This window comes from Xenorhabdus thailandensis (assembly GCF_037996785.1).
Lineage (GTDB): Bacteria > Pseudomonadota > Gammaproteobacteria > Enterobacterales > Enterobacteriaceae > Xenorhabdus > Xenorhabdus griffiniae.
The window spans coordinates 835,883-849,056 of the sequence record NZ_JBBMXF010000007.1 but is presented as its reverse complement, the minus strand read 5'-3'; the positions used below and the strand labels follow the sequence as shown (position 1 = coordinate 849,056).

General features: G+C 43.7%; 11 protein-coding genes. 3 read left to right on the top strand and 8 right to left on the bottom strand.

Translation table 11 applies throughout. The annotated features are described in order from the left end of the window. Positions 1–15 precede the first annotated feature (15 nt). The 3 genes from AAC853_RS17795 to AAC853_RS17785 are packed head-to-tail and all read right to left on the bottom strand — an operon-like array spanning position 16 to position 4,144. Positions 16–1,761 (bottom strand): AMP-binding protein, encoded by a 1,746-nt coding sequence (locus tag AAC853_RS17795; protein WP_422824183.1) that lies wholly within the window; start codon positions 1,759–1,761, stop codon positions 16–18. A 56-nt stretch (positions 1,762–1,817) separates the two neighbouring features. Further along, a complete protein-coding gene (locus tag AAC853_RS17790; RefSeq protein ID WP_422824193.1) occupies positions 1,818–2,471 on the bottom strand; it encodes a condensation domain-containing protein in 654 nt (217 codons plus the stop codon). 56 nt (positions 2,472–2,527) lie between these two features. Further along, positions 2,528–4,144 carry a non-ribosomal peptide synthetase gene (locus AAC853_RS17785; protein WP_422824182.1) on the bottom strand — a complete coding sequence of 539 codons (1,617 nt, stop codon included), beginning with the start codon at positions 4,142–4,144 and terminating at the stop codon, positions 2,528–2,530. Positions 4,145–5,631: 1,487 nt separating this feature from the next. Between AAC853_RS17785 and AAC853_RS06445 the strand changes: the two genes are divergently transcribed. Both AAC853_RS06445 and AAC853_RS06440 read left to right on the top strand, forming a co-directional pair. Then, positions 5,632–6,126, top strand: coding sequence for a hypothetical protein (locus tag AAC853_RS06445; protein ID WP_340614004.1), 495 nt, complete (start codon positions 5,632–5,634; stop codon positions 6,124–6,126). A gap of 883 nt (positions 6,127–7,009) precedes the next feature. Beyond that, complete coding sequence (locus AAC853_RS06440; RefSeq protein ID WP_338884194.1) at positions 7,010–7,312, top strand: helix-turn-helix domain-containing protein; 303 nt, start codon at positions 7,010–7,012, stop codon at positions 7,310–7,312. 89 nt (positions 7,313–7,401) lie between these two features. Here the strand turns inward: AAC853_RS06440 and AAC853_RS06435 are convergent, their stop codons facing one another. Further along, positions 7,402–7,866, bottom strand: coding sequence for a MarR family transcriptional regulator (locus AAC853_RS06435; RefSeq protein ID WP_338884193.1), 465 nt, complete (start codon positions 7,864–7,866; stop codon positions 7,402–7,404). A gap of 138 nt (positions 7,867–8,004) precedes the next feature. Here AAC853_RS06435 and AAC853_RS06430 point away from each other — a divergent pair, with 138 nt between their 5' ends. After that, positions 8,005–9,219 carry an MFS transporter gene (locus AAC853_RS06430; RefSeq protein ID WP_340614003.1) on the top strand — a complete coding sequence of 405 codons (1,215 nt, stop codon included), beginning with the start codon at positions 8,005–8,007 and terminating at the stop codon, positions 9,217–9,219. Positions 9,220–9,234: 15 nt separating this feature from the next. Here the strand turns inward: AAC853_RS06430 and AAC853_RS06425 are convergent, their stop codons facing one another. The 4 genes from AAC853_RS06425 to ftsE all read right to left on the bottom strand — a co-directional run bounded on the left by AAC853_RS06425 (position 9,235) and on the right by ftsE (position 13,174). Continuing rightward, positions 9,235–10,368 carry a glycerate kinase gene (locus AAC853_RS06425; protein ID WP_340614168.1) on the bottom strand — a complete coding sequence of 378 codons (1,134 nt, stop codon included), beginning with the start codon at positions 10,366–10,368 and terminating at the stop codon, positions 9,235–9,237. 105 nt (positions 10,369–10,473) lie between these two features. Next, positions 10,474–11,331, bottom strand: a complete 858-nt coding sequence (gene rpoH, locus AAC853_RS06420; RefSeq protein ID WP_340614002.1) for an RNA polymerase sigma factor RpoH — start codon at positions 11,329–11,331, stop codon at positions 10,474–10,476. A 210-nt stretch (positions 11,332–11,541) separates the two neighbouring features. Further along, positions 11,542–12,516, bottom strand: coding sequence for a permease-like cell division protein FtsX (gene ftsX, locus AAC853_RS06415; protein ID WP_340614001.1), 975 nt, complete (start codon positions 12,514–12,516; stop codon positions 11,542–11,544). Continuing rightward, entirely contained in the window at positions 12,509–13,174 is a 666-nt protein-coding gene (ftsE, locus tag AAC853_RS06410) for a cell division ATP-binding protein FtsE (RefSeq protein WP_338884189.1), read from the bottom strand. Before ftsE ends, ftsX begins: the two co-directional genes overlap by 8 nt.

Below are 13,174 nucleotides of genomic sequence, written 5' to 3'. Positions count from 1 at the left end.
CATCCCCTCCGACAATCAAGATATTGATCTGTGGGGAACCGCAGACAACTCTGCTGCCAGTCGGTTAAACAATCCAACCGTCAGCCATAGGACAGTGATCCGGTGAACTTGTAAACTCTGAACAAACACCTGTGGCGTCAATAAGGTCGCGTGATCGATGACCACCAGCGCGCCACCATTGAGCAAAGGCGTCCAGACTTCGAAGGTACTGGCGTCGAAAGCCGGGTTAGCGGTAAAGGCCACTCGGTCAGCCTGTCCGGTTTCAGCATAACCATTATTGATAACCAACCGAACCACCGCCCGATGAGGCACTACCACGCCTTTGGGTGTACCAGTAGAGCCAGAGGTATACATGATATACGCCGCTCTCGTGCTGGAAGCGGGTAAATTAAGATTGAGGCGATCTTCTTCCCTGATGGTGCTCATCTCACCAGCGAAACGAAATATCGGCACAGTCAGGAGATCAGCCGAAATATCAGCCCTCATATCGGTGAGCAGCAATTTGGCTGAACAATCTTTTATCAACCAACTCTTCCGCTCGTCCGGTACACCCGGATCTATCGGGACATACACCGCACCCGCTTTCAGAATAGCTAACTGAGCCACGACCAGCTCAATAGATCGCTCTAACAAGAGCGCAACATGTTCCCCCGGATAAATCCCTTGCTCAATTAACTGACGAGCCAGCCGGTTAGCACGGATATTCAGTTCCATATAACTGAGGGTTTGATCTCCCGCTATCAGCGCTGTAGCAACCGGCGTTTTCTCTGCTTGTTGTTCAAACAACTGATGAATGCATAACTGCCCAGGATACGGTGTTTCAGTTGCGTTCCAGGTTTCCAGCAATAACGTACGTTCCGTTGCAGGCAAAATGTTCAGTTCCCGTACCGGTGTTTCTGGTGCTTGCTCCAGCGCTTCTGCCAGACTTTCCAGCGCCTGTTGCATATAACCACATACCCGATCCGGCTCAAATGGCTGTACTACCTGAGCAGTCAGCCCCAGAGTAGAACCGCCATCCTCCACCGACAGCACTAACGGATAGTTGGTTCGCTCCTGTTCACCCAGAAATTCGATACCCGGTACAACCTCATGTGGTATCAGCGGCTGCTCATTATGTCGGTAGTTCAACAGGGCGCTAAATAGTGGCGTGCCACCCGCTACACCACTGCAACGTTGGGCCTGCGCCAGTGAAGCATGCTCATAATCCAGCAATCCGGCCAACCGAGACTGTGCCAGCCGTACACTGTCGTGCACCGGTGTATCATCCATATCCAGTCGCAACGGCAAGGTATTGATAAACAGCCCCATGCCGCTATCAACCCCTTCCCCCGCCGCCATACGCCCAAACAGCACCGTGCCAAACACCACTTTTTCCTGACCACTGGTCTGCGACAACACCTGCGCCCAAGCTAAATGACACAATGTTGCTACACTGACGCCCAGACGTTTTGCCTGTTGACGAAGACGGTTGTTTAATTCCGGCGATAACATCCGGTGTGATTGTGTAACTTGCGAACCATCACGATGCACTTCGGTGAGACCAAACGGCAGCGTCGGCTCATCCACGTCAGCCAACATATCAGTAAAGAAACGGGTATGTTCTGCTTGATTGGCATTCAATCGAGCCTGCGCCACCAGATTGCGGAAAGGCACCGGTACTGGCAAGTTGTCATCCAGCCCGGCAAGACAAACTTGCACTTCGCGGTGCATCACTTCCATTGTCGTATGATCGCCAATCAGATGATGCTGCAATTGCAGCACATGCCAGCGGCCATCCGTTTCTTGTGCTGCTGTTTCTTGTGCTACTGTTTCTTGTGCTACACAAAGCGCAACAATGGAGCCTGGCTCAGATCAAAACGGTACTGACGTGGGTCAAAACGGTGAGCCAATTGCTCACCCACTGGCCCATCAGCCGGATCCAGAGTCAGTTCAGTGACCGATAAAGGCGCTTGACGCCAAACCACCTGCGCCGGTGCAGATAATCCCTGCCAGATAAATGCGGTTCGCAAGATATCATGGCGATCAACCACCTGTTGCACGGCTGCCAGATAGCGATCCAGCAGCGCCCGGTCAGAAAAAATCATCGGGTAGGCCAACAGATAAGGGTCACCTTCCTTCGCCAGCAGATGGTGAAACAAGATACCGTCCTGCAACGGCGACAGGGCATAAATATCCTGAATATTAGCGATCCCACCCGGCACCTGTTCAACAATGTTGTCAATCTCAGACTGGGACAGATCAATCAGTGGCAACATTGCGGGGGTCAGCACGGTGGTCGCTGGGGTAATGACATTCTGCGGTACGACTACAGCCTGATGTTGTTCCAATGCCTGGGCCAGTTCTGACAACACCGGACATTGAAACAGGTTACGGGCGGCCAGTGTCAATCCCAGGTTATGCAGGCGTTCAATCATCCGGATACCGAGCAAAGAGTGACCGCCCAGCGCAAAGAAACTATCATGTCGGCTTATTCGCTCAATACCCAGTAATTCGCGCCAAAGGGTCGCCAGAATAATTTCCTTTTCTCCTAACGGTGCGGCATAAACCTGACGGGCGAAGGCATCCTCCCCGGTGCTGGCAACGCTCGGCGATCCAATTTACCATTCGGCGTCAATGGGAACTCATCCAGACGCACAAAGGCCGCCGGTAGCATATAATCCGGCAACCGCGCACTCAGGTGTTCACGCAGGCGAGCAGCCAACCCGTCACTCTCTTGGGTCAGCACATAGGCAACCAACTGTTTGTCTTGCCCCTCCCCTAACGCCAGCACCACCGCTTCACGTATTGCCGGATATTCCACCAGTCGAGCTTCAATTTCTCCCGGTTCAATCCTGAAACCGCGGATTTTCACCTGTTGGTCGTTACGGCCCAGAAATTCCAGATTGCCGTCCGGCAGATAGCGGGCTAAATCGCCGGTGCGATACATACGTGCATTCGGTTTCTCGCTAAATGGATCGGGGAGAAAGCGTTCAGCAGTCAGTTCAGGGCGATTGAGATAACCGCAGGCCACTCCGTCACCCCCGATATAAATCTCACCGGTCATCCCCAATGGCACCGGCTGGCCGTCAGTATCCAGCAAATAAATTCGGGTGTTGGCAATAGGCCGACCAATAGGAATTGAAGTTGTACCCGATGTTAAGCCGTGAATAGGGTAAGTCGTGGTAAACGTGGTTCCCTCACTCGGACCGTAGGCATTCAATAACTTTTGTGGCGGGTTTTTACGCAGCACTTGAGCAATGATATGCGGATCGAGGACATCCCCTCCCACCAGCAGTATTTTAAGCTGAGGCCACACTGGGGATAGTTCCTCCGCCAGCCGGTTAAACAGCCCGACACTCATCCACAGAACCGTAATGCGATGCGCCTGTAACGCCTGAACAAAATCCCGCGGTGTCAGCAATGTAGTATGATCAATAACCACCAGCGCAGCACCATTAAGCAACGGCGCCCAAACTTCAAAGGTACTGGCATCGAAAGCGGGATTAGCGGCGAAAGCAATCCGGTCATTAGGTTCGATATCAGCATAGCCATTATTGATAACCAACCGGACCACAGCCCGATGAGGCACGATGACGCCTTTTGGTGTCCCCGTCGAACCAGAGGTGTACATGATATACGCAGGTTCGGCACTGGTTCCCGATAAATCAAGATTGCAGTGATCTTCTGCCTGAATCAGCTCTATCTCGCCGGTAAGACGGAGCCGCGGGACAAGCAATTCAGCGGGGATCGCCGTCTGCATATCCGTTAGCAGTAATTTGGCGGCACAATCGTTTATCAGCCAATTTTTCCGTTCATCCGGGACATTGGGATCGACAGGGACATAAACCGCCCCCGCCTTAAGGATAGCTAACTGAGCCACCACCAGTTCAATTGAGCGTTCTAACAAGATCGCTACATGGTCACCCAGGCAAACCCCTTGTTCAATCAGTTGGCAAGCCAACCTGTTGGCTCTGGCATTCAGGTCCGCATAGCTCAGAGTCTGATCGCCAGCGATTAATGCGGTGGCAATCGGGGTTTTCTCTGCTTGTTGTTCAAACAACTGATGAATGCATACATGGTCAGGATAGGGAGTTTCCGTGGCGTTCCAAGTTTCCAGCAACCCCGCTTTAAGGGTATTTTCCGTGCTGGTAATACTGTCTTTCATTTACTTACTACCTCAACGAATCTATCGGATATTTGAAAACTGTTATTCCCAGCCGCCGTCACAAATATTTTTCTTTTACTTTTAGGAGAAATAACAACGGGCATGCCAAGCATCGAAAGATACTCAGACAATATTTTTCTCAGGCGCTGGATGTCATAGTCCGGTTAATAACCGCACAGCAAAAAATGATGTGGCAATAATTTCCCAGACAACGGAATAAATGATCCATTTGATGAACCATAAGAAGGGGTTCCATTTTTCCCTGTTTTTTTAGATAAGCGTTTTCGATCTACATCAATTTTTTATTACGCTGAATTCCATAACAAAATAAATATGAAAGGTTGACTGAAACTTAGAGAATAAATAATATTTTTCAGCCGCTACGCAAATCAAGACAATCTGATATAGACTTTCGTTTAAAAAATTTATCGAAATATCCACTTACTGCTCATCTAATGTATTCCGTTCGCAAGTGATTTTTAATTCATATTGGAAATATTAACAACCTTCTTCTGTCAGTAGGATTTTCTCTTCATATATAGATAATTATTCTTGCTATCTATGCTATTCAATCTTAATTTCCATGTAATTTTAAAATTTCATCGTTCCACCAATAACCATTTTTAGTTACTAATTGTTTCGTTATCACATTATTTTTCTATTATAATATTGATATTCATTTGTATTTAAGTCTATATTATTTTTTATTATACATAGGTAAGTTTTTTAATTGTTTTCGCCAAAAACATGTTGTCGGATGCTTTTTGGAATAAGCAACTTTTATTCACGATACGATAAATTAGTACAAAATTATGCCTGTATACTGTCACTGGCATTTATTATGATATGGTTACCGATGTAGATGGATTAAGAGTCGTTATTTAGATCCTCGTAGAAATAGGCATTACTAATATATCTTTTTTATCCTTATCCAGTTATTGCCTTGAAATTTTTTCATTAAAGCATTGTTCAATGTCTCATTTGCGTGAAAATGAAGTGTTTCATGATCTTAAACAAGGCTCTTCTAATGATTACCTTTTTATTCTAACCATTGCATAAAATCTTCAATAAATATTTTAGTTTTTAGTGGTAATCATGTTTTTGGAAGAGTAATTATGTAGGCCATTTCTTGGAAATGGATTATCTATTTTCTATTCAGGAAGTGATTTTTGTAGTAACCCGTGAGAGGATAAGTAGCAGTAATCTCTCTTTATGGTGGTATCAATTCTATTTTAGTTATTGCAGGGGGATTTTTTCTATTTCAACGATTAATTATCTATTTCTGAAATAACGTAATGTCAGTGTTAAAGATAAAATCAGTTTCAAGTCATTGAGTGATTCTAATAAACAGGAAGGAATAGTTCTTTGGAAGAATAAAGTGCTTCTGCACTTGTGTGGCTTAACATGGAAGGAACAATTTCTTTTTGTGCAATGATTTTGTCTGGCAATGCTAATGATGTTTTCTATCTATTATATGATGTACCTTTTTGGCTTACATGCGATTGATAGCTTTTGATGGTGTTTTCAGTGTCTATTTACGTACCACCAGAAGTCAGATAATACCTCAAGAACCTCCCGGAAAAACAACAGGCTTAATCAGATTAATAAATATGTCTTCTGTCCCTGCAAGTCGGGTTTCTGTAACATTTTTAGACAATTATTTTAATCCATTGAAAACCATTGGGATTATTCTCCCATTTGCTTTTATCGCAGGGATTGTTTTAATTACTCTAGGATGTCGTTCTTTTGTTGTTTTTTCCCATTTTCATGCTATATCTCGAAAAAATACTTCAATACCTTCATTTTCCATAGACAAGCCATCAAAGAGAAACGGAATACAACCTGGTAAAACATCCCCTTACCAAGAAAAATACATATCCTACTGTTTTTATTATGTAAATAACAAATATCACTTAATATTTCGTGAGGATATTCCAACTATCTTCAAAAAATTCAAATGTGCGAGTGAACACCATTTTTAGGTTAATTTAAAGTCTATTTAGTGAAAAAGGTAATAGTAAATAATATTTCTGATAAAAAAAGAGCAGATTTACCGAAACAATCTAAAAAAACATTAAAATAATTTTACATAAATCAAATTTATAAGATTTTATTAAAAAACAAAACAATTTATACCAAACTGTCTACTTTAGATTTATAATCCATATAGATAGAGAAAGGTGGGATTAAATTTCGGATATGTAATGATTTTAAAACATTAATTCTGGATAACCTATCAATACTTGACTGGCATCAAGTAACGTTTTTTAATTATCAATATTATTGCAATGTAACAAAACATGTGAATCACAAAAAAAATTCATATATTATAATTACTTAAGTATAATAATTTGTAGTATGTAATGAAATTTGACTTAGGTTAAATTATGTAGGATTATGTTTACAGTTTGGTATATTTTGTCCAGTTTGTAACCTCTAGAAAATCGTCAACTAGTACTAGATATGCCAACAAATATAAGGTTAGATAAAAATTTAATGTTTTTTTTGCAAATTTACGTTAATAAACAAAAAAATCATTAAAAATCAATATAATGAATTTTTAAAAAATTAAAAAATATTGGTTATCTTACATGCAAGGGGGAGTAGAAACTCTGTTTAAGCCGTACAGATAACTCAACCGAAAAATATGCAGGGATAACCATAAGACAGGGATTACAAAACAAGACGCATGTCAAAACAAAAACGGCGAATCAGGTGGTAACAATAGGCATACCGTGAACGGCAGCAAATCCGTCAAGGCAAGCTTTATTTTACGAGCAACTCGTGGGGCAAAAATCGAATTCATTTTAAGCTCCAGCAATTCTCCTTGATGACGCCATAACTTACTAATTAAAAGGATAAGATATGGAAGATGCAAACCTATTAGTCGGAAACCGTATTCAGGTCAAAAGGAAAGAACAAGGTGTCACCGCTACTGCGTTAGCAAAGCAAATTGGCCTCAGTCAACAACAACTTTCACGTTACGAAAGAGGAACAAACCGGATTAACCTCACTCATCTGGTTGAAATTGCCGGGTTATTAAATACGCCAATTGCGTGGTTTTTCGAAGATTGCCAACCAAAAAAAAAAGAAGTTGGTGCAGTTAATAAAATGACGGATCAATATATTCCCATTGCCGAGACAATTATAGGTAAGAATGGTTTTTAAATGAGGCAAGATAAATTCATCAGAAGCCTGTTGTGTTACTTACCCCATTCAGGCTTCTGATTTTTGTCATGCCACTGTATTACTGCATTTCAGTATCGAGTTTGACTGACTATATCTGTCATAAATCGCTTAATGGTTATCAACTCTTCCGGTGAATAGTTTTCCAATATTTGTAACCATCTTGATTCTACTTGCTGATGCAGTTTTTTATGAGCAGAAAATATTTGCTTCCCTTTGTCAGTGAGACTGAAATAGGTCTCTTTCTGGTTATCTACCATTTTCAGTTTTTCAACGATAGAGCGTTGAAGAAGTTTTGCACAGATCTTCGAGATAGCACCCTTAGTCATTCCCAGCTCTTGGCTGATACTTGTGATATTTAATAATACCGATCCTCCAATACACTGAACCACATGTAATTCAGACAATGAATAACCACTAAGCCCATATTTGCGAAGTGTCTCTTCACTGTGCCCTCTCTTCATACCCTCTCTTAGATGCATCAAGTGATTAACGGCAGCAAGGATCTCACGTTGGTAAACTATACTGTTATTCATTTACTACTTTTCCAAAATAATATTTCCAAGGAAAATATTTTTGGCATCATAACAAAAAAAGAAGAAAAAGATCTTTACTAAATCTCCTCATTTATTAATCTCAATATTGTTTCCCTGGAAACAAAATGGAGAAAAAAGATGAATCAATATAACTCAGCTCATAATGTCAAAGTGATCTTCTACCTCGTATGTTTCAGTGCCCTATTAGGCGCTCTTACACAAAATATCTATGTTCCCGTTATTCCTACCATACAGGCGCTATTCAATGCACCTCTACCTTTAGTAAACCTGACTGTATCAGCATTCACGTTTGTTTTAGCGATTATGCAAATCGTGTATGGTCCATTAGCGGACAGTAAAGGCCGTAAAGCCATTTTACTTCCTGCCCTGACTATTTCCGTCATTGGCTCTGTTGGTTGTGCGATGGCTTCCGATATTTATTGGCTGATTGCCTTTCGAATAGTTCAAGCTATTGGGATTGCAGCTATTCCTGTTATTGCAGCAACAATTATTGGTGATCTGTATGAAGAGCAACATCGTGCCAAAGCTATCAGTACTTATCAGATGTTGTTAACGCTGACCCCGGCTTTGGGACCACTGCTCGGTGGCTATTTAGCCGAATTAAACGGATATGTTGCGATTTTCCAATTTATTGCTGTTATCGGTGGGCTAATACTGATCAGCAATTTGCTTTGGTTACCAGAAACTAAACCTGAAACCATACCCGAAAATAAGCCAAAACCGTCAGCAAGTGCCAAAAGGGTGTTTTGGCAGTTCGGCCAGATTTTGTCAGCTCGCATCCCACAATCCGTTTTCTGTATTGGCTTTATGCTGTCCTATTGTTATTTCTGTTTTTTGACTTTTTTACCCATCATCTTAAACCATGAATATGGTTTCAGTCCTGCCGATATCGGTTGGATGTACATTCCCATATCACTGGCAATGATTGGTGGCAACTATAGCTATCGTTTACTCCATCATCGGTTTTCTGAGATAAATGGCCTGATTATCAGCAGCTTGCTAAATCTGGCTTTAATCCTGTTGTTTTCCATCACATTTCGGTTCGGCATTCCCACATTAATTACTGTCACCGCTTTATACGGTTTCACGCTGGGGTTATCGATACCTACACATACCACTTTACTACTAACAACATTTGTGGAAGAACGAGCAACTGTGATTGGGCTTTATAATTTTATTCGATATATGGGAATGGCTGTTGGCCCAATGGTTGGCAGTGTCTTGTTATTCAATAACCACTATGAATGGGTATTTTTAATGGGAGCGTTGTTATTTGCTGCATCTATCGGTTTCACTGCCATCATGACTCAACGGCACAATAAACGGCAATAGCGCTCATAAGACAATTTAGTGGGAAATAGCCCAAATCGCGGCAATATTCCGTGCCGTTACCTGCAAATTATCGGCACCATTGGCAAGGGCATCAGCAAGGGAACAGGCCTCCGGTATGATGGAAAAGACCGCATCCAACCCGTGCTGATGCACAACATGATAGTCTCGGCTCATTCCCCCAACTAACGCAATGGTGGGAATACCAAACTTTTTCGCAACACGGGCAACACCAATGGGTGTTTTACCGTATATGGTCTGGCTATCCAGACGACCTTCCCCCGTAATGACCAAATCCGCACCCTGAATCGCTTCTTCCAGTTGCAAGGTTTCGATAACCAGCTCAATACCTGGCTGTAATCTTGCGCCCAAGCACCCCAATAAGGCTGCGCCCATCCCTCCAGCCGCACCTGCACCAGCAGCATCAATCACGCTTTTTCCCGTTAGGGATTCTATTTTCATGCCATAATGACGCAATGCAGAGTCTAACAATTTCACCATCTCCGGTGTCGCACCTTTTTGTGAACCAAATACTGCTGATGCTCCCTGTTCACCACATAATGGGTTATTCACATCACAAGCCACGGTAAGTTCAATTTGCCTGAGACGTGGATCAAGGTTCGTTAAGTCAATCCCTTCCAGCCGAGTTAATGCCGCGCCGCCGAATGGCAGAATACGACTGTCACCATCCAATAAATTCGCACCAAGTGCCTGCATCATGCCTGCACCACCATCGTTGGTCGCACTGCCGCCAATGCCTAAAATCAGTTTGTGTACCCCCTGATTCAATGCAGCCAGAATCAATTCTCCCGTTCCATAACTCGTCGTTATCAGAGGGTTACGCTGCTTCATCGGCACCAAGTGCAAACCAGAAGCGGCAGCCATTTCAATCACTGCGGTTTTTCCATCGCCAAGCAGACCAAAAAATGCCTCAACAGGTTGCCCCAAAGGATCAGTAACAGTACACACGATACGTTTTCCCCCAGTTGCAGCCACCAGTGATTCGACTGTCCCTTCGCCGCCATCCGCCATAGGTAACTTGATATAGTCTGCTTGCGGATAAATCTCCTTAAATCCCCGCTCTATTGCCTGTGCCACCTGCAAGGCACTCAAACTTTCCTTAAATGAATCAGGGGCAATCACAATTTTCATCATGGAATTTCCTCAGTTCTTTGGTGCTGTTTGTTTTACACGCATAAAAAAAGCGATAAACAAATTATCGCTTTTTAATCCAGAAAATTTTGCTCAGTTAAGAGATTACGCTTCAATAGCCAGTCGCAATTTCTTCATGGCATTTTTTTCCAGCTGCCGAACACGTTCAGCAGATACACCATACTTATCCGCTAATTCTTGCAAGGTGGTTTTATTGTCATCATCCAACCAACGAGAACGAATGATGTCCTGGCTACGTTCGTCCAGCCCTTCCATCGCCACAGAAAGCTTATCCGCAGCGTGAGTTTCCCAGTTATCTTCTTCAATGCCATCGGCAAAGTCAGAAGCCTTATCTTGCAAATACAGCACTGGAGCCACTGGATGGCTATCGTGATTGTCATCATCAGAAGACATATCAAATGCCATATCCTGCGCTGACATGCGGGATTCCATCTCTCGGACATCTTTGCTGGTCACGCCCAATTCTTTGGCAACCAGTTCAATTTCATCCTGATTGAACCACCCCAGACGCTGTTTAGCCTTGCGCAAATTAAAGAACAGCTTACGCTGAGCTTTTGTTGTTGCGACCTTCACAATACGCCAATTACGCAATACATATTCATGGATTTCTGCCTTAATCCAGTGAACAGCAAAAGAAACCAGACGTACGCCCACTTCTGGATTAAAACGACGAACCGCTTTCATCAGGCCAATATTACCTTCCTGAATCAAATCCGCTTGCGGCAGACCATAACCGGCATAACTGCGGGCAATATGAACAACGAAGCGCAGGTGAGAAAGGATCAGCTTTTTCGCTGCATCCAGATCGCCCTGGTAATGCAGCCTTTCTGCCAGTTCCTTCTCTTCCTCGGCAGAAAGCATAGGATAAGCATTGGAGGCACGCATGTACCCTTCCAAACTACCTTGTGGAACTAACGCCAAAGTTTGCATTTCTTTTGTCATTCAAATTCTCTCAAAATTAGATCCAAATTGATGGCCTTTAAGCTCACCTGAATTAACCCATAAGGTTTATTCAAGCTAAAGAGATGTCTATTTTACCACCGTAAAGATCATATTCAACTCGTCTCAGTTGCGTGAATACCAATACAAAACATAACTGTGACTTGGGCAACAATTAAACCCAAAAGTTCGCTGGCAAGCCCTGAAATGCCTTTATTCCGGCCTAAAACGACGTAAATGCTGAATTGTCGCAAACCACGCAGCAATCCAACCAATCATACCCGAAATAAGCACTAATAAGAGTGATTCATCCCACTCCAAACCATGCAATATAAAACTTGTACCGAAAACACTCGCCACTTCTGTGACCACGTTAGAAAGTTTCCACACCAGCAGAGAAGAGAGGATCAAGGAGAATATTGCCCCCAAAATCCCCAATAAGGTTCCACCATTAAGGAAAGGACGTAAAATAAAACCATCCGTTGCCCCAATCAGCTTCATGACGTTAATCGTCTCACGGCGGCTAAAGATACTCAGCCGGACACTATTACCAATGACCAAGAGCAGAGCAACCACCATCAAGATACCTATCACCGCAGCAATTCTACCAACAAGGTCAGCCAACGCGGTCAAGCGGGCAAACCAGCTATCATCCATTCTGACTTCTTCAATGCCTTTAATCTGTGCAACTTGATCTCGTAATGTTGTTAGCGCCTGAGAATCTTGGAAATTTAATTTAGGAGAGACGATAGCAACTGCCGGCAGAGGGTTTTCCTCCAGCAGATCTAGTGCACTGGCGAAACCGGACCAAGCCCGAAATTCGTTTACGGCTTCTTCACGGGAAAGGTAATTTACCGATTTCACGCCATCCATGCCTTTCAACTGATCAATCACCTGCTTGACACTATTATCATTTAGAGACTTATCCAAATAGACCGTGAGTTGTGGAATGGGATACCACTGCATCACCGCTTGATTGACGTTTTTCCAAACAATATAGAACACACTCGGCAAGGTCAGGGAAATCGCTATCACCATAACAGTCAGCAACGTTGCCAACGGTTGGCGAAACATATCGGACAGCGTACTCTTCCACGCATAACGCCACTGTACACGCCATCCCCCTTTTAATGATTTAGATTTTGGGGGCTGGGTTTTTTTCGCTGAATGACGGACATGCTTAGCCATGATGTCCTCCTTGTATACGTCCCTGATTCAGGGTCAAGATACGATATTTCCTTCGTTCAATGAGAGCTGTATCATGGGTAGCCATCAGAACCGTCACACCAACTCGGTTAAATTCTTCAAACAGACGCATGATCCCCTCTGATAATTCCCCATCCAAATTTCCCGTCGGTTCATCTGCCAGCAAGACGGTTGGCTTATTCACCACCGCACGGGCGATACCAACACGTTGTTGTTCTCCACCGGAAAGCTGAATAGGGAAGTTTTTCGCTTTGTCCAGTAAGCCGACCTTATCCAACGCCGCAGATACCCGTCGACGAATGTCTTCAGCACTGGCCCCTGAGATGATCAGCGGCATAGCGACATTCTCGTATACGGTGCGATCCAACAGCAGGTGATGATCCTGAAAAATCATGCCGATCTGACGGCGTAAAAAAGGGATCTCACGGGATTTTAGTCGGCTAATGTCATGACCAGAAAACAAAATATGGCCTGCGCTAGGGCGTTCGATGCCACAGATAAGTTTCAAAAGTGTACTTTTACCGGCCCCTGAGTGACCGGTTAAAAATGCCATTTCTCCTGGAAGTAGATGAAAATCCACCCCTTGCAGCGCCTGCCGCCCTCCCAGATAGGCTTTACTGACCTGTTCAAAGCGAATCAT